The organism is Citrobacter farmeri (genome assembly GCF_019048065.1).
In the GTDB taxonomy this organism is placed as follows: Bacteria; Pseudomonadota; Gammaproteobacteria; order Enterobacterales; family Enterobacteriaceae; genus Citrobacter_A; species Citrobacter_A farmeri.
Map to the genome: position 1 here is coordinate 76356 of NZ_CP077291.1, position 18568 is coordinate 94923.

The 18568-nt window shown below is 52.9% G+C and carries 14 protein-coding genes and 2 tRNA genes; 11 read left to right on the forward strand and 5 right to left on the reverse strand.

Features of this window, described 5'->3' with window-relative positions; translation table 11 throughout:
* The first annotated feature begins 11 nt into the window (after positions 1-11).
* From I6L53_RS00390 to rpoC, 11 genes are all read left to right on the forward strand, one after another.
* A tRNA-Gly gene (locus I6L53_RS00390) sits at positions 12-86 on the forward strand.
* Positions 87-91: 5 nt separating this feature from the next.
* Positions 92-167, forward strand: a tRNA-Thr gene (locus tag I6L53_RS00395).
* 117 nt (positions 168-284) lie between these two features.
* Positions 285-1469 carry an elongation factor Tu gene (tuf, locus tag I6L53_RS00400; protein ID WP_042998968.1) on the forward strand — a complete coding sequence of 395 codons (1185 nt, stop codon included), beginning with the start codon at positions 285-287 and terminating at the stop codon, positions 1467-1469.
* Between the two features lie 239 nt (positions 1470-1708).
* Positions 1709-2092, forward strand: a complete 384-nt coding sequence (gene secE, locus I6L53_RS00405) for a preprotein translocase subunit SecE (protein WP_042326240.1) — start codon at positions 1709-1711, stop codon at positions 2090-2092.
* A 1-nt stretch (position 2093) separates the two neighbouring features.
* A complete protein-coding gene (gene nusG, locus I6L53_RS00410; protein ID WP_003862341.1) occupies positions 2094-2639 on the forward strand; it encodes a transcription termination/antitermination protein NusG in 546 nt (181 codons plus the stop codon).
* A gap of 157 nt (positions 2640-2796) precedes the next feature.
* Positions 2797-3225 (forward strand): 50S ribosomal protein L11, encoded by a 429-nt coding sequence (gene rplK / locus I6L53_RS00415; protein WP_012133815.1) that lies wholly within the window; start codon positions 2797-2799, stop codon positions 3223-3225.
* Between the two features lie 3 nt (positions 3226-3228).
* Positions 3229-3933: a 50S ribosomal protein L1 gene (gene rplA, locus I6L53_RS00420; RefSeq protein WP_042326238.1), complete on the forward strand. Its 705-nt coding sequence runs from the start codon at positions 3229-3231 to the stop codon at positions 3931-3933.
* A gap of 350 nt (positions 3934-4283) precedes the next feature.
* A complete protein-coding gene (gene rplJ / locus I6L53_RS00425) occupies positions 4284-4781 on the forward strand; it encodes a 50S ribosomal protein L10 (protein ID WP_004097644.1) in 498 nt (165 codons plus the stop codon).
* 66 nt (positions 4782-4847) lie between these two features.
* Positions 4848-5213 (forward strand): 50S ribosomal protein L7/L12, encoded by a 366-nt coding sequence (rplL, locus tag I6L53_RS00430; protein ID WP_012133812.1) that lies wholly within the window; start codon positions 4848-4850, stop codon positions 5211-5213.
* A gap of 319 nt (positions 5214-5532) precedes the next feature.
* Complete coding sequence (gene rpoB / locus I6L53_RS00435) at positions 5533-9561, forward strand: DNA-directed RNA polymerase subunit beta (protein WP_042326236.1); 4029 nt, start codon at positions 5533-5535, stop codon at positions 9559-9561.
* 76 nt (positions 9562-9637) lie between these two features.
* The gene (gene rpoC / locus I6L53_RS00440; RefSeq protein WP_042326234.1) at positions 9638-13861 is read left to right on the forward strand and encodes a DNA-directed RNA polymerase subunit beta'; all 4224 of its coding nucleotides are present in this window, start codon (positions 9638-9640) and stop codon (positions 13859-13861) included.
* A gap of 116 nt (positions 13862-13977) precedes the next feature.
* Here the strand turns inward: rpoC and I6L53_RS00445 are convergent, their stop codons facing one another.
* The 5 genes from I6L53_RS00445 to thiG all read right to left on the reverse strand — a co-directional run bounded on the left by I6L53_RS00445 (position 13978) and on the right by thiG (position 18567).
* A complete protein-coding gene (locus I6L53_RS00445) occupies positions 13978-14295 on the reverse strand; it encodes a PTS lactose/cellobiose transporter subunit IIA (protein ID WP_042326231.1) in 318 nt (105 codons plus the stop codon).
* A 1-nt stretch (position 14296) separates the two neighbouring features.
* Positions 14297-14605, reverse strand: coding sequence for a PTS sugar transporter subunit IIB (locus I6L53_RS00450; protein ID WP_042326229.1), 309 nt, complete (start codon positions 14603-14605; stop codon positions 14297-14299).
* Between the two features lie 180 nt (positions 14606-14785).
* A complete protein-coding gene (locus tag I6L53_RS00455; RefSeq protein WP_042326227.1) occupies positions 14786-16324 on the reverse strand; it encodes a sensor domain-containing diguanylate cyclase in 1539 nt (512 codons plus the stop codon).
* Between the two features lie 342 nt (positions 16325-16666).
* Positions 16667-17800: a 2-iminoacetate synthase ThiH gene (gene thiH / locus I6L53_RS00460; protein ID WP_042326225.1), complete on the reverse strand. Its 1134-nt coding sequence runs from the start codon at positions 17798-17800 to the stop codon at positions 16667-16669.
* Positions 17797-18567 carry a thiazole synthase gene (thiG, locus tag I6L53_RS00465; RefSeq protein WP_042326223.1) on the reverse strand — a complete coding sequence of 257 codons (771 nt, stop codon included), beginning with the start codon at positions 18565-18567 and terminating at the stop codon, positions 17797-17799. The genes thiH and thiG overlap by 4 nt, the downstream gene beginning before the upstream one ends.
* Position 18568 lies beyond the last annotated feature (1 nt).

Here is an 18568-nt window from a genome sequence, read left to right on the forward strand (position 1 = left end):
AGTTTCAGGATGCGGGCATCGTATAATGGCTATTACCTCAGCCTTCCAAGCTGATGATGCGGGTTCGATTCCCGCTGCCCGCTCCAAACGTGCTGATATGGCTCAGTTGGTAGAGCGCACCCTTGGTAAGGGTGAGGTCCCCAGTTCGACTCTGGGTATCAGCACCACTTCACTTCTCCTCCCCGTGTTTTCTCTGTAACGACTCAATGATTCAACAGTTCAGGCATATCGCCTGGTTGATGTGGTGATATCACCGATTTATCCGTGTCTTAGAGGGACAATCGATGTCTAAAGAAAAGTTTGAACGTACAAAACCGCACGTTAACGTCGGTACTATCGGCCACGTTGACCATGGTAAAACAACGCTGACCGCTGCCATCACTACCGTACTGGCTAAAACCTACGGCGGTGCTGCTCGCGCATTCGATCAGATCGATAACGCGCCGGAAGAAAAAGCTCGTGGTATCACCATCAACACTTCTCACGTTGAATATGACACCCCGACTCGCCACTACGCGCACGTAGACTGCCCGGGCCACGCCGACTATGTTAAAAACATGATCACCGGTGCTGCGCAGATGGACGGCGCGATCCTGGTTGTTGCTGCGACTGACGGCCCGATGCCGCAGACTCGTGAGCACATCCTGCTGGGTCGTCAGGTAGGCGTTCCGTACATCATCGTGTTCCTGAACAAATGCGACATGGTTGATGACGAAGAGCTGCTGGAACTGGTAGAGATGGAAGTTCGTGAACTGCTGTCTCAGTACGATTTCCCGGGCGACGACACGCCGATCGTTCGTGGTTCTGCTCTGAAAGCGCTGGAAGGCGACGCAGAGTGGGAAGCGAAAATCATCGAACTGGCAGGCTTCCTGGATTCTTACATCCCGGAACCAGAGCGTGCGATTGACAAGCCGTTCCTGCTGCCGATCGAAGACGTATTCTCCATCTCTGGTCGTGGTACCGTTGTTACCGGTCGTGTAGAGCGCGGTATCATCAAAGTGGGTGAAGAAGTTGAAATCGTTGGTATCAAAGAGACTGCCAAGTCTACCTGTACTGGCGTTGAAATGTTCCGCAAACTGCTGGACGAAGGCCGTGCTGGTGAGAACGTAGGTGTTCTGCTGCGTGGTATCAAACGTGAAGAAATCGAACGTGGTCAGGTACTGGCTAAGCCGGGCACCATCAAGCCACACACTATGTTCGAATCTGAAGTGTACATTCTGTCCAAAGACGAAGGCGGCCGTCATACTCCGTTCTTCAAAGGCTACCGTCCGCAGTTCTACTTCCGTACGACTGACGTGACTGGCACCATCGAACTGCCGGAAGGTGTTGAGATGGTTATGCCGGGCGACAACATCAAAATGGTTGTTACCCTGATCCACCCGATCGCGATGGACGACGGTCTGCGTTTCGCAATCCGTGAAGGCGGCCGTACTGTAGGCGCAGGCGTTGTTGCTAAAGTTCTCAGCTAATCGCTGATAACATTTGACGCAATGCGCATTAAAAGGGCATCATTTGATGCCCTTTTTGCACGCTTTCGAAGCAGAACCTGGCTCATCAGTGATTTTATTTGTCATAATCATTGCTGAGACAGGCTCTGAAGAGGGCGTAGAGCACGGAATGCCCCAATGCATTTCGGCACAAGGTTGACAGGTTAGCCTCGCATTCGCGGGGTGAAATTATTTGTAGAATACTTCTGACAGGTTGGTTTATGAGTGCGAATACCGAAGCTCAAGGGAGCGGGCGTGGCCTGGAAGCGATAAAGTGGGTCGTGGTTGTGGCATTGCTGATCGTGGCAATTGTTGGCAACTATCTTTATCGTGACATGATGCTGCCGCTGCGTGCGCTGGCCGTAGTAATTCTGATTGCTGCAGCGGGTGGTGTCGCGCTGTTGACGACAAAAGGTAAAGCTACCGTTGCTTTTGCCCGCGAAGCGCGTACTGAAGTACGTAAGGTCATTTGGCCGACTCGCCAGGAAACATTGCACACCACGCTGATTGTGGCTGCGGTTACCGCAGTAATGTCACTGATCCTGTGGGGACTGGATGGTATTCTGGTTCGCCTGGTTTCCTTTATCACTGGCCTGAGGTTCTGAGATGTCTGAAGCTCCTAAGAAGCGCTGGTACGTCGTTCAGGCGTTTTCCGGTTTTGAAGGCCGCGTAGCAACATCGCTGCGCGAGCATATCAAATTACACAATATGGAAGAGTTGTTTGGCGAAGTCATGGTGCCGACTGAAGAAGTGGTCGAAATCCGTGGTGGTCAGCGCCGTAAGAGCGAGCGTAAATTCTTCCCGGGTTACGTGCTGGTCCAGATGGTCATGAATGACGCGAGCTGGCACCTGGTGCGTAGCGTGCCGCGCGTGATGGGCTTTATTGGCGGTACATCTGACCGTCCGGCGCCGATCAGCGACAAAGAAGTCGATGCGATTATGAACCGCCTGCAGCAGGTCGGTGATAAGCCGCGTCCGAAAACGCTGTTTGAACCGGGTGAAATGGTGCGTGTCAACGATGGTCCGTTTGCTGACTTCAACGGTGTTGTTGAAGAAGTTGACTACGAGAAGTCTCGCCTGAAGGTGTCCGTCTCTATCTTCGGTCGTGCGACCCCGGTAGAACTGGACTTTGCCCAGGTAGAAAAAGCGTAAGTAGCGATCAAAAAAGCGGCGATTTAATCGTTGCACAAGGCGTGAGATTGGAATACAATTTCGCGCCTTTTGTTTTTATGGGCCTGGCCCGTAGAACGAATTTTTATATCACGGGGAGCCTCGCTGAGGCGTTATTACCCAACAGAGGAAATTGAGAATGGCTAAGAAAGTCCAAGCCTATGTCAAGCTGCAGGTTGCAGCTGGTATGGCAAACCCGAGTCCGCCGGTTGGTCCTGCTCTGGGTCAACAGGGTGTTAACATCATGGAATTCTGCAAAGCGTTCAACGCTAAGACTGATTCCATCGAGAAAGGTCTGCCGATTCCGGTTGTTATCACCGTTTACGCTGACCGTTCTTTCACCTTCATTACCAAAACGCCTCCGGCAGCAGTTCTGCTGAAGAAAGCGGCTGGTATTAAGTCTGGTTCCGGTAAGCCGAACAAAGACAAAGTGGGTAAAATTTCCCGCGCTCAGCTGCAGGAAATCGCGCAGACCAAAGCTGCCGACATGACTGGTGCCGACATTGAAGCGATGACTCGCTCCATTGAAGGTACTGCACGTTCCATGGGCCTGGTAGTGGAGGACTAAGAAATGGCTAAACTGACCAAGCGCATGCGTGTGATCCGTGAGAAAGTTGATGCGACCAAACAGTACGACATCAATGAAGCTATCTCTCTGCTGAAAGAACTGGCTACGGCTAAGTTCGTAGAAAGCGTAGACGTTGCCGTTAACCTCGGCATCGACGCGCGTAAATCTGACCAGAACGTACGTGGTGCAACTGTACTGCCGCACGGTACTGGCCGTTCCGTTCGCGTAGCCGTATTTACCCAGGGTGCAAACGCTGAAGCTGCTAAAGCTGCAGGTGCTGAACTGGTAGGTATGGAAGATCTGGCTGACCAGATCAAGAAAGGCGAAATGAACTTTGACGTTGTTATTGCTTCCCCGGATGCAATGCGCGTTGTTGGCCAGCTGGGCCAGGTTCTGGGTCCGCGTGGCCTGATGCCAAACCCGAAAGTGGGTACTGTAACTCCGAACGTTGCTGAAGCAGTTAAGAATGCTAAAGCGGGTCAGGTTCGTTACCGTAACGACAAAAACGGCATCATCCACACTACCATCGGTAAAGTGGATTTTGACGCTGACAAACTGAAAGAAAACCTGGAAGCTCTGCTGGTTGCGCTGAAGAAAGCAAAACCGACTCAGGCGAAAGGCGTGTACATCAAGAAAATCAGCATCTCCACCACCATGGGTGCTGGTGTTGCCGTTGATCAGGCTGGTCTGAGCGCATCTGCGAACTAAGATTAGCTTTACGTGGGCGGTGGATTTGTCTACAATTCTACCCCCACGTTTCTGTTGAAAGATACAGACACTATGCGAATCATTTGAATTGCAGCAACGCAGCAGCAGTTCGAAAGACGAAAACATAGAAAAGATTTGTTCGTTGGAGCCTGGCCTATCCAGGCCTCCGTCGAAGACCGCAGGTGTTTCGTAAGAGACTTAATCCCCTGCGTAGACGGTGACAGAACGCTAAGATTATTTTTGGATACTCTGGCTTGTTTCTGCTCACCGTATTAAGACGCTCTTTTCGTTGGAAAGAGTGAAGTGAGTTCCGGAACATGAGTTCCGGCAAACATCCAGGAGCAAAGCTAATGGCTTTAAATCTTCAAGACAAACAAGCGATTGTTGCTGAAGTCAGCGAAGTAGCCAAAGGCGCGCTGTCTGCAGTAGTTGCGGATTCCCGTGGCGTAACTGTAGATAAAATGACTGAACTGCGTAAAGCAGGTCGTGAAGCTGGCGTTTACATGCGTGTTGTTCGTAACACCCTGCTGCGCCGCGTCGTTGAAGGTACTCCGTTCGAGTGCCTGAAAGACACGTTTGTTGGTCCGACCCTGATTGCATACTCTATGGAACACCCGGGCGCTGCTGCTCGTCTGTTCAAAGAGTTCGCGAAAGCGAATGCAAAATTTGAGGTCAAAGCCGCTGCCTTTGAAGGCGAGCTGATCCCGGCGTCTCAGATCGACCGCCTGGCAACTCTGCCGACCTACGAAGAAGCAATTGCACGCCTGATGGCAACCATGAAAGAAGCTTCGGCTGGCAAACTGGTTCGTACTCTGGCTGCTGTACGCGATGCGAAAGAAGCTGCTTAATCGCAGTTATCTTTTTAAAGCATCTGCTTACGTATAAACTTATTCTGATATTCAGGAACAATTTAAATGTCTATCACTAAAGATCAAATCATTGAAGCAGTATCCGCTATGTCCGTAATGGACGTTGTAGAACTGATCTCTGCAATGGAAGAAAAATTCGGTGTTTCTGCTGCTGCTGCTGTAGCTGTAGCTGCTGGCCCGGTTGAAGCTGCTGAAGAAAAAACTGAATTCGACGTAATTCTGAAAGCTGCTGGCGCTAACAAAGTTGCTGTAATCAAAGCAGTACGTGGCGCAACTGGCCTGGGTCTGAAAGAAGCTAAAGACCTGGTAGAATCTGCTCCGGCTGCGCTGAAAGAAGGCGTAAGCAAAGATGACGCAGAAGCACTGAAAAAATCTCTGGAAGAAGCTGGCGCTGAAGTTGAAGTTAAATAAGCCAACCCTTCCGGTTGCAGCCTGAGAAATTAGGCTGATGGCTGGTGACTTTTTGGTCACCAGCCTTTTTGCGCTGTAAGGCGCCAGTAGCGTTTCACACTGTTTGACTACTGCTGTGCCTTTCAATGCTTGTTTCTATCGACGACTTAATATACTGCGACAGAGCATCCGTTCTGTGTAAATCGCAATGAAATGGTTTAAGCGTGATAGCAACAGGCATTGCGGAAAGTATTCGATTTTCCGGTCAACAAAATAGTGTTGCACAAACTGTCCGCTCAATGGACAGATGGGTCGACTTGTCAGCGAGCTGAGGAACCCTATGGTTTACTCCTATACCGAGAAAAAACGTATTCGTAAGGATTTTGGTAAACGTCCACAAGTTCTGGATGTGCCTTATCTCCTTTCTATCCAGCTTGACTCGTTTCAGAAGTTTATCGAGCAAGATCCTGAGGGGCAGTATGGTCTGGAAGCAGCCTTCCGTTCCGTATTCCCGATTCAGAGCTACAGCGGTAATTCCGAGCTGCAATACGTCAGCTACCGCCTTGGCGAACCGGTGTTTGACGTTCAGGAATGTCAGATCCGTGGCGTGACCTATTCCGCACCGCTGCGCGTAAAACTGCGTCTGGTGATCTACGAGCGCGAAGCGCCGGAAGGCACCGTTAAAGACATTAAAGAACAAGAAGTCTACATGGGCGAAATTCCGCTCATGACCGACAACGGTACCTTTGTCATCAACGGTACTGAGCGTGTTATCGTTTCTCAGCTGCACCGTAGTCCGGGCGTCTTCTTTGACTCCGACAAAGGTAAAACCCACTCTTCGGGTAAAGTGCTGTATAACGCGCGCATCATTCCTTACCGTGGTTCCTGGCTGGACTTCGAATTCGATCCGAAGGACAACCTGTTCGTACGTATCGACCGTCGCCGTAAACTGCCTGCGACCATCATTCTGCGTGCGCTGAACTACACCACAGAGCAGATCCTGGATCTGTTCTTTGAAAAAGTTATTTTCGAGATTCGCGACAACAAGTTGCAGATGGAGTTGGTGCCGGAACGCCTGCGTGGTGAAACCGCCTCCTTCGACATCGAAGCGAACGGCAAAATCTACGTTGAGAAAGGCCGTCGCATCACGGCGCGTCACATCCGCCAACTGGAAAAAGACGATATCAAACATATCGAAGTTCCGGTTGAGTACATTGCGGGCAAAGTGGCTGCGAAAGATTACGTTGACGAATCCACTGGCGAGCTGATCTGCCCGGCGAACATGGAGCTGAGCCTGGATCTGCTGGCGAAGCTGAGCCAGTCTGGCCACAAACGTATTGAAACTCTGTTCACCAACGATCTGGACCACGGCCCGTACATTTCTGAAACCGTACGCGTCGACCCAACCAACGATCGTCTGAGCGCGCTGGTAGAAATCTACCGCATGATGCGCCCGGGTGAACCGCCGACGCGTGAAGCCGCTGAAAGCCTGTTTGAGAACCTGTTCTTCTCTGAAGACCGTTATGACCTGTCTGCGGTCGGTCGTATGAAGTTCAACCGTTCTCTGCTGCGCGACGAAATCGAAGGTTCCGGTATCCTGAGCAAAGACGACATCATTGAAGTGATGAAGAAGCTCATCGATATCCGTAACGGTAAAGGTGAAGTGGATGATATCGACCACCTCGGCAACCGTCGTATCCGTTCCGTAGGCGAAATGGCGGAAAACCAATTCCGCGTTGGCCTGGTGCGTGTTGAGCGTGCGGTGAAAGAGCGTCTGTCTCTGGGCGATCTGGATACCCTGATGCCTCAGGACATGATCAACGCCAAACCGATTTCTGCGGCAGTGAAAGAGTTCTTCGGTTCCAGCCAGCTGTCTCAGTTTATGGACCAGAACAACCCGCTGTCTGAGATTACGCACAAACGTCGTATCTCTGCACTCGGCCCAGGCGGTTTGACGCGTGAACGTGCCGGCTTCGAAGTTCGAGACGTACACCCGACTCACTATGGTCGCGTATGTCCTATCGAAACGCCTGAAGGTCCGAACATCGGTCTGATCAACTCCCTGTCCGTGTACGCACAGACTAACGAATATGGCTTCCTCGAGACGCCGTACCGTCGCGTTGTTGATGGTGTTGTGACTGATGAGATTCATTACCTGTCTGCTATTGAAGAAGGTAACTTCGTTATCGCTCAGGCGAACTCCAACCTGGATGACGATGGCCACTTCGTAGAAGATCTGGTGACCTGCCGTAGTAAAGGCGAATCCAGCTTGTTCAGCCGTGATCAGGTTGACTACATGGACGTTTCCACCCAGCAGGTGGTTTCCGTCGGTGCGTCTCTGATCCCGTTCCTGGAACACGATGACGCCAACCGTGCATTGATGGGTGCGAACATGCAACGTCAGGCGGTTCCGACTCTGCGCGCTGATAAGCCGCTGGTAGGTACCGGTATGGAACGTGCTGTTGCCGTTGACTCCGGTGTAACTGCGGTGGCTAAACGTGGCGGTACCGTTCAGTACGTGGATGCGTCCCGTATCGTTATCAAAGTTAACGAAGACGAGATGTACCCGGGCGAAGCGGGTATCGACATCTACAACCTGACCAAATACACCCGTTCTAACCAGAACACCTGTATCAACCAGATGCCGTGTGTGTCTCTGGGTGAGCCGGTTGAACGTGGCGACGTGCTGGCTGATGGTCCGTCTACCGACCTCGGTGAACTGGCGCTCGGTCAGAACATGCGCGTGGCGTTCATGCCGTGGAATGGTTACAACTTCGAAGACTCCATCCTCGTCTCTGAGCGTGTTGTCCAGGAAGACCGTTTCACGACTATCCACATTCAGGAACTGGCGTGCGTGTCCCGTGATACCAAGCTGGGGCCGGAAGAGATTACCGCTGATATCCCGAACGTGGGTGAAGCTGCGCTCTCCAAACTGGATGAATCCGGTATCGTTTATATCGGTGCGGAAGTGACCGGTGGCGACATTCTGGTTGGTAAGGTAACGCCGAAAGGTGAAACCCAACTGACGCCAGAAGAGAAACTGCTGCGTGCGATCTTCGGTGAGAAAGCGTCTGATGTTAAAGACTCTTCTCTGCGCGTACCAAACGGTGTTTCCGGTACGGTTATCGACGTTCAGGTCTTTACTCGCGATGGCGTAGAAAAAGACAAACGTGCGCTGGAAATCGAAGAGATGCAACTGAAGCAGGCGAAGAAAGACCTGTCTGAAGAACTGCAGATCCTCGAAGCGGGCCTGTTTAGCCGTATCCACGCTGTGCTGGTTTCCGGTGGTGTTGAAGCTGAGAAGCTCGATAAACTGCCGCGTGACCGCTGGCTGGAACTTGGCCTGACCGACGAAGAGAAACAAAATCAGCTGGAACAACTGGCTGAGCAGTATGACGAACTGAAACACGAGTTCGAGAAAAAACTCGAAGCGAAACGCCGCAAAATCACTCAGGGCGACGATCTGGCACCGGGCGTGCTGAAGATTGTTAAGGTATATCTGGCGGTTAAACGCCGTATCCAGCCTGGTGACAAGATGGCAGGTCGTCACGGTAACAAGGGTGTTATTTCTAAGATCAACCCGATCGAAGATATGCCTTACGATGAAAACGGTACGCCGGTAGACATCGTACTGAACCCGCTGGGCGTACCGTCTCGTATGAACATCGGTCAGATTCTGGAAACCCACCTGGGTATGGCTGCGAAAGGTATCGGCGATAAGATCAACGCCATGCTGAAACAGCAGCAGGAAGTCGCGAAACTGCGTGATTTCATCCAGCGTGCGTACGATCTGGGTGCTGACGTTCGTCAGAAAGTTGACCTGAATACCTTCAGCGATGAAGAAGTTCTGCGTCTGGCTGAAAACCTGCGCAAAGGTATGCCAATCGCAACGCCGGTGTTCGACGGTGCGAAAGAAGCGGAAATTAAAGAGCTGCTGAAACTGGGTGACCTGCCGACTTCCGGTCAGATCACCCTGTTCGATGGCCGTACGGGTGAGCAGTTCGAGCGTCCGGTAACCGTAGGTTACATGTACATGCTGAAACTGAATCACCTGGTCGACGACAAGATGCACGCTCGTTCCACCGGTTCCTACAGCCTGGTTACTCAGCAGCCGCTGGGTGGTAAGGCGCAGTTCGGTGGTCAGCGCTTCGGGGAGATGGAAGTGTGGGCGCTGGAAGCATATGGCGCGGCATACACCCTGCAGGAAATGCTCACCGTTAAGTCTGATGACGTGAACGGCCGTACTAAGATGTATAAGAACATCGTAGACGGCAATCATCAGATGGAACCGGGCATGCCAGAATCCTTCAACGTACTGTTGAAAGAGATTCGTTCGCTGGGTATCAACATCGAACTGGAAGACGAGTAATTCTCGCTCAAACAGGTCACTGCTGCCGGGATAATACCCGGCAGCGGAATGTGCTAACTCCGACGGGAGCAAATCCGTGAAAGACTTATTAAAGTTTCTGAAAGCGCAAACTAAAACCGAAGAGTTTGATGCGATCAAAATTGCTCTGGCCTCGCCAGACATGATCCGTTCATGGTCTTTCGGTGAAGTTAAGAAGCCGGAAACCATTAACTACCGTACGTTCAAACCAGAGCGTGACGGCCTTTTCTGTGCCCGTATCTTTGGGCCGGTAAAAGACTACGAGTGCCTGTGCGGTAAGTACAAGCGCCTGAAACACCGTGGTGTGATCTGTGAGAAGTGCGGCGTTGAAGTGACCCAGACTAAAGTACGCCGTGAGCGTATGGGCCACATCGAGCTGGCATCCCCGACGGCGCACATCTGGTTCCTGAAATCACTGCCGTCCCGTATCGGTTTACTGCTTGATATGCCGCTGCGTGATATTGAACGTGTTCTGTACTTCGAATCCTATGTGGTTATCGAAGGCGGCATGACCAATCTGGAACGCCAGCAGATCCTGACTGAAGAACAGTATCTGGATGCGCTGGAAGAGTTCGGTGACGAATTTGACGCGAAGATGGGTGCGGAAGCTATCCAGGCCCTGCTGAAGAGCATGGATCTGGAGCAAGAGTGTGAAACTCTGCGTGAAGAGCTGAACGAAACCAACTCCGAAACCAAGCGTAAGAAGCTGACCAAGCGTATCAAACTGCTGGAAGCGTTCGTACAGTCTGGCAACAAGCCAGAGTGGATGATCCTGACCGTTCTGCCGGTTCTGCCGCCAGATCTGCGTCCGCTGGTTCCGCTGGATGGTGGTCGTTTCGCAACGTCGGATCTGAACGATCTGTATCGTCGCGTGATCAACCGTAACAACCGTCTGAAACGTCTGCTGGATCTGGCGGCTCCCGACATCATCGTACGTAACGAAAAACGTATGCTGCAGGAAGCGGTTGACGCTCTGCTGGATAACGGTCGTCGTGGTCGTGCGATCACCGGTTCTAACAAACGTCCTCTGAAATCTTTGGCCGATATGATCAAAGGTAAACAGGGTCGTTTCCGTCAGAACCTGCTCGGTAAGCGTGTTGACTACTCCGGTCGTTCTGTTATCACCGTAGGTCCATACCTGCGTCTGCATCAGTGCGGTCTGCCGAAGAAAATGGCACTGGAGCTGTTCAAACCGTTCATTTACGGCAAGCTGGAACTGCGAGGACTCGCCACCACCATCAAAGCCGCGAAGAAAATGGTTGAACGCGAAGAAGCTGTCGTTTGGGATATCCTGGACGAAGTGATCCGCGAACACCCGGTACTGTTGAACCGTGCACCAACCCTGCACCGTCTGGGTATCCAGGCCTTTGAACCGGTACTGATCGAAGGTAAAGCCATCCAGCTGCACCCGCTGGTTTGTGCGGCATATAACGCCGACTTCGATGGTGACCAGATGGCTGTTCACGTACCGTTGACGCTGGAAGCCCAGCTCGAAGCGCGTGCGCTGATGATGTCTACCAACAACATCCTGTCTCCTGCGAACGGTGAGCCAATCATTGTTCCTTCTCAGGACGTTGTATTGGGTCTGTACTACATGACCCGTGACTGTGTTAACGCCAAAGGCGAAGGCATGGTGCTGACTGGCCCGAAAGAAGCTGAGCGTATTTATCGCGCTGGCCTGGCCTCTCTGCATGCGCGCGTTAAAGTGCGTATCACTGAATACGAAAAAGATGCTAACGGCGAGTTCGTTGCGCACACCAGCCTGAAAGACACGACTATTGGCCGTGCCATTCTGTGGATGATCGTACCGAAAGGTCTGCCTTTCTCCATCGTCAACCAGGCGCTGGGCAAGAAGGCTATCTCCAAAATGCTGAACACTTGCTACCGTATTCTGGGCCTGAAACCGACCGTTATTTTTGCGGACCAGACGATGTACACCGGCTTTGCTTATGCAGCGCGTTCAGGTGCATCCGTTGGTATCGATGACATGGTCATCCCGGAGAAAAAACACGAGATCATCTCGGAAGCGGAAGCGGAAGTTGCTGAGATCCAGGAGCAGTTCCAGTCTGGTCTGGTAACCGCCGGCGAACGTTACAACAAAGTTATCGATATCTGGGCCGCGGCGAACGATCGTGTATCCAAAGCGATGATGGACAACCTGCAAACTGAAACCGTGATTAACCGTGACGGTCAGGAAGAGCAGCAGGTTTCCTTCAACAGCATTTACATGATGGCCGACTCCGGTGCGCGTGGTTCTGCTGCACAGATTCGTCAGCTTGCCGGTATGCGTGGTCTGATGGCGAAGCCGGATGGCTCCATCATCGAAACGCCTATCACCGCGAACTTCCGTGAAGGTCTGAACGTACTCCAGTACTTCATCTCCACGCACGGTGCGCGTAAAGGTCTGGCGGATACCGCACTGAAAACAGCGAACTCCGGTTACCTGACACGTCGTCTGGTTGACGTTGCACAGGACCTGGTCGTTACTGAAGACGACTGTGGCACCCTGGAAGGCATCACCATGACGCCGGTTATCGAAGGTGGCGATGTGAAAGAGCCGCTGCGCGATCGCGTTCTGGGTCGTGTAACTGCGGAAGATATTCTGAAGCCGGGTACGGCGGACATTCTGGTTCCACGCAACACGTTGCTGCACGAACAGTGGTGTGACCTGCTGGAAGCAAACTCCGTTGACTCTGTGAAAGTCCGCTCTGTTGTATCCTGTGACACCGACTTTGGTGTATGTGCGCACTGCTACGGTCGTGACCTGGCGCGTGGCCACATCATCAACAAAGGTGAAGCTATCGGCGTTATCGCGGCACAGTCCATCGGTGAGCCGGGTACACAGCTGACGATGCGTACGTTCCACATCGGTGGTGCGGCATCTCGTGCGGCTGCTGAATCCAGCATCCAGGTGAAAAACAAAGGTAGCATCCGTCTGAGCAATGCGAAGTCGGTTGTGAACTCCAGCGGTAAACTGGTGATCACCTCCCGTAACACTGAACTGAAACTGATCGACGAATTCGGTCGTACCAAAGAAAGCTATAAAGTGCCTTACGGTTCTGTGATGGCGAAAGGTGATGGCGAGCAGGTTGCCGGCGGTGAAACCGTAGCAAACTGGGATCCGCACACCATGCCGGTTATCACGGAAGTGAGTGGCTTTGTCCGCTTCACTGACATGATCGACGGCCAGACCATTACGCGTCAGACCGACGAGTTAACCGGTCTGTCTTCTCTGGTGGTTCTGGATTCCGCAGAACGTACTACCGGTGGTAAAGATCTGCGTCCTGCACTGAAAATCGTTGATGCTCAGGGTAACGACGTTCTGATCCCGGGTACCGATATGCCTGCGCAGTACTTCCTGCCGGGTAAAGCGATTGTTCAGCTGGAAGATGGCGTACAGATCAGTTCTGGTGACACCCTGGCGCGTGTTCCGCAGGAATCCGGCGGTACCAAGGATATCACCGGTGGTCTGCCGCGCGTTGCGGACCTGTTCGAAGCACGTCGTCCGAAAGAGCCGGCAATCCTGGCTGAAATCAGCGGTATCATTTCCTTCGGTAAAGAAACCAAAGGGAAACGTCGTCTGGTTATCACCCCGGTAGACGGTAGCGATCCGTACGAAGAGATGATTCCGAAATGGCGTCAGCTCAACGTATTCGAAGGTGAACGTGTAGAACGTGGTGATGTGGTTTCCGACGGTCCGGAAGCGCCGCACGACATTCTGCGTCTGCGTGGTGTTCATGCTGTGACGCGTTACATCGTTAACGAAGTTCAGGATGTATACCGTCTGCAGGGCGTTAAGATTAACGATAAACACATCGAAGTTATCGTTCGTCAGATGCTGCGTAAAGCCACCATCGAAAGCGCAGGTAGCTCCGACTTCCTGGAAGGCGAACAGGTTGAATACTCCCGCGTCAAGATCGCTAACCGCGAACTGGAAGCGAACGGCAAAGTGGGCGCAACGTTCTCCCGCGATCTGCTGGGTATCACCAAAGCGTCTCTGGCAACCGAATCGTTCATCTCTGCCGCATCGTTCCAGGAGACCACGCGTGTCCTGACCGAAGCAGCCGTTGCGGGTAAACGCGACGAACTGCGTGGCCTGAAAGAGAACGTAATCGTAGGTCGTCTGATCCCGGCGGGTACCGGTTATGCGTACCATCAGGATCGTATGCGTCGCCGTGCTGCGGGTGAACTCCCGGCTGCACCGCAGGTGACTGCAGAAGACGCCTCTGCCAGCCTGGCAGAACTGCTGAACGCAGGTCTGGGCGGTTCTGACAACGAGTAATCGTTGACTGCCCGGCGGTGAAAATTGCCGGGCAAAGGAAGCGTAGGTCGGGTAAGCGTAGCGCCACCCGACAACAAAAAACCCGCCTCGGCGGGTTTTTTTACGTCTGCATTATTTCAATTAAGCGGCGGCAACCTGCGATACAGTTCAATCATGTCACCTGCCAGATCCTGAATGACCATCGCGTTCATCAGATGGTCCTGCGAATGGACGGTGATCAGATTTACCGGCAGCTTACCGGTTCCCTCATCAATACCTATCAACTGCGTCTGGATTTTATGTGCCAGCTTGACGTAATCGCGCGACTCTTCCATCGCGTGTTCGGCACCGGTAAAGTCGCCCTTACGGGCCAGTTGCAGGGCGGTCAATGCCTGGCTTCGTGCCGCTCCGGCGTTAACCAGTAGTTCCATAATGATGGTTTCCAGCTCTTCCATGTTATGACTCCATCAGCTTCAGGGCTTTTTCCAGAACGGCATCCCCTTTCATCATGCCGTAATCCATCATGTCGATCACGGCGACTTTCTTACCGAGCGGATCAGCCAGCGCCTGCAATTTCGCTTGTTCATACTTGACCTGCGGGCCCAACAGGACGATATCCGCTGTGGCAATATTCTCTTTAAACTCAGCGACAGGTACGGCCTTGATCGTCACCTCGATCCCTTTCTTTTGAGCGGCATCTTTCATTCGTTGTACCAGCATGCTGGTGGACATACCGGCGGCACAGCATAAAACGATATTTTTCATAGTTCGCTCTCACGGTTCGTTGATACTTCATCTTTAGTCGGAGGCTGCGATGAGAACAACCGCCTTACCGTGAATGTGTGTAAAGCATCACAAAGAAATCTCACAAATAATGAAACCGGTTGCGGTTTTCCTCAAAATGAAGAAAAGCCCGTCGTAACGGGCGTTGTAGAGAAGGGGAAATTAGCGATTCGCGGCAATAATCCGGTTTTTTCCTGCCTGTTTGGCTTTGTATAGCGCTTCATCAACGCGCATGATTAGCTGTTCCTGCGCTTCCAGATTCCATTCTCCGAGTCCGGCGCTAAAGGTGACGTGCAGACCCTCTTCACGCCAGGAGCGCTTCGCAACCTCAATGCGCCAGCGCTCCAGCAGGGTATGGGCGTTGCTCAGTTGCTCACCCGGGAACAGCACGGCAAACTCCTCGCCGCCATAGCGATAAACGGAAACAGCGGCGGGTTGCATGATCTGAATCCCTTCGCGCGCAACGTTACGCAGGACGATGTCGCCATTCAGATGTCCCCAGGTATCGTTGATAGACTTAAAGTTATCAATATCCACCAGAGCCAGGGAGAACGGTTGGTGATCGTTTATCAGCGCGGCGATATCGCTGTCAAAAGCGCGGCGATTTTTGCAGCCGGTCAGGGCATCAATGGTCGCCTGTCGGACGTAAGCCAGTTCGCGTTCCTTATTGGACTCGATAGCTTTGCTCAGCATCGCTTCGAGGCGCGGTGCGCGTTTCACATCGCCGGTCTTAATGGCGTTGATGATATTCATCAGCACCATGCGTGAAGCGTGGCGTAGATAGAGACCAAACAGCGCAATGATGATCGCCGCAAGGGCAAATCCCCAGACGACAATGTTGGTCTCATGGCGTGTCAGGTCGACGAGCGTCGTATCTGAAACCCGATAAATCACAAACCAGTCCGGGTTGGTGAACGAATAGTAGTAGTACCAGTCCTGAGTATCCGGGTCGTAGAGGTGTCCTTCACCGCTGGTCATCCGGCTCATGGTTTTTTTACTGACGTATTGTTTAAACAGCGCGCCCGTATCGGGATGCAGCACTACTTTCCCGTCACGGTCGACCACAAAGAACTCCCCCTGGACGGGAGCTACCATCTGACGCAGTGCGTAACCCATTGACGTCAGATCAAGATGAAACGCAATCGTACCTTTCATTTTCCCTTCGGGAGAGATGACCGGTTTGTAGATCGTCACCGTTGGGTGGTGCGTAAAATAGTCAATATAGGGCGCGGTATAGTTGCTGAAGGTGCTGGCCTCAGCCTGCTCCATAAACCAGGGGCGCGATTTCACGTCGAACGTTTTGCTGCGTTCGGTGTTTTGCACCTGAGGCGCGCGCAGGTAATGGCCTTCTGTATCCACCAATGAGATCGAAGAGACTGACGGCATCAGCGTCTGTAACTGCATGATGGTTTTCAGCCCCTCTTCCGGGTCGAGCTTTACCGTGTCGTTCAGGTGGTCATTGCGAGAAAAGTAGGTCGCCGCCCGACCCAGAATATAATCATTTTCGCGCAGCAACGACTCGGTATAGTTCACCGCCAGGTTATGGGTGAAGTTCCGATTAATGCCGTGATAATCTTCAAGAAAATCATTCTTCTGCGTAAAGGTAATGAATATGGCGATCAACACAAAGCTGAGTATGATCCCCGTAAAGCTCACCAATATTGGAGTCGTGAATGAAAGTTTTCTGTTATGACCTGCCATTACTGTACTTATCCAGAAAGTGTAAATCCTGAAGAGAAGTGCGAAGTGAAGCCAGCAACGTGGCTCTGCATATCAGGAAAGAATGAGGCAATTATAATCTCGCTAAGATAATTCGAGATGATTTATCTTAAGAAGTGTACATCCCTGTGACTATTTTGGCTGAATTTGCAGTTTTATATTGCAGGTTGTGGAGAAGGCAGGGCGAAATGAGGAAGACACTTTTCGCCCTGGACAGCGCTACGGCTGACGGTGATACGTTAAAAAAGTGAAAGGCTAACGACAACCTCTCGTTTTCTTTCTTTCGTCGCGGCTCGTAAAAGGATTACCCGTTTGCATGACGGTTCATAGCCTTTGCGAAGCGCGCCCCAGGTATGCATCCCAGTCCTTCCACACCGGCTGTAACCCCTGCGCGAAGAGCGCGTCGGCGATGGTTTCAGGGCGACGATTATCATGCGGCGCAAATTGTTCCAGTTCAGGATGATCGTCTGCATATCCACCCGGCTGGGTTTTCGAGAACGCGCTGACGTTGTTAATCGCCAGCGGGATCACGTGGTCGCGAAACCAGGGCGATTCCCGTGTAGATAGCGACAGCTCAATCTCCGGTGTCAGCAGACGGAACGCGCAAATGGTTTGCACCAGTTGACGCTCATCCATGATCGAGGCGGGTTCAATTCCGCCAGCGCATGGACGCAGGCGCGGGAACGAAATCGAGTAGCGGCTCTGCCAGTAGTGTTGCTGAAGCCACAGCAAATGCTCAGCAACCATATAGCAATCCACTCGCCAGTTATCGGAAAGACCAATCAGCGCGCCGAGGCCGATCTTGTCGATACCTGCACGCCCCAGTCGGTCTGGGGTTTCCAGACGCCAGAAGAAATCCTGTTTCTTCCCCCTCAGATGGTGCTGCGCATACATTGCGTCGTGATACGTCTCCTGATAGACCATCACCCCATCGAGCCCCAGCGCTTTCAGTTCGGCATATTCCGCCTCGGCTAACGGCTGAACCTCCATTTGCAGCGACGAAAACTGCTGGCGAATGGTGGGCAAGTGGCGACGAAAATAGTCCATCCCGACCTTTGCCTGATGCTCGCCGGTGACCAACAGGAGATGTTCGAAGCCCAACTCGCGGATCGCCGCGCACTCCCGGACAATTTCCGTTTCATCCAGCGTTTTGCGCTTGATGCGGTTACTCATCGAAAAACCGCAGTAGGTACAGTCGTTAGCGCACAGATTGGAGAGATACAGCGGGACGTAAAAACTCACCGTATTGCCGAAGCGCTGGCGGGTGAGCGTCTGCGCCCGTTGTGCCAGCGGTTCAAGATATGCGCTCGCGGCAGGTGACAGCAGCGCCATCATATCGTCGCGGCTGGGGCGGGGCGCATTTAGCGCCCGCTCAACGTCAGCTGACGTTTTGCTGTTGATGCGCAGGCGGATGTCGTCCCAGTCGAGTTGCCGCCAGCGGTCGGTGAACGTTTTCATGCCGGAACCTCCAGAAAGCCGGTCAGCGGGCTGGTGGCCTGCGCCTGCCGGCTGCGGCTACCCGGTCCGGCCTGACGCGCCAGAAGACCGGCCTCCACTGCCAGACGGAAAGCGCGGGCCATCATCACCGGATCGTCCGCCACGGCAATCGCCGTATTCACCAGCACTGCATCCGCACCCATTTCCAGCGCCTGCGTAGCGTGGCTGGGCACGCCGATTCCGGCATCCACCACCACCGGAATGGTAGATTGCTGGATAATGATCTCCAGCATGGCCCGGGTTTCCAGTCCCTGGTTAGAGCCAATCGGCGCGCCGAGCGGCATGACGGCCGCACAGCCCACCTCTTCCAGCCGTTTGCACAGCACCGGATCCGCACCGCAATAGGGTAATACCACAAATCCTTGTTTTACCAGCGTGTCGGCGGCTTTCAGCGTTTCAATTGGGTCCGGCAGCAGCCAGCGCGCATCGGGGTGAATTTCCAGCTTCAGCCAATGGGTACCGAGCGCCTCGCGCGCAAGCTGTGCGGCAAAGATGGCTTCTTCCGCCGTTTTCGCCCCAGACGTGTTGGGCAACAGCGTGACGCCCGCGTCGATAAGCGGGGCCAGAATGGCGTCATTGTGCTGGCGCAAATCCACACGCTTCATGGCCAGTGTCACCAGTTGACTGCCGGAGGCGCGGATCGCGTCAATCATTAAGGCCGGTGACGCAAATTTACCCGTGCCGGTGAACAGATGTGAATCAAACGTTTTGTCTGCAATACGTAACATT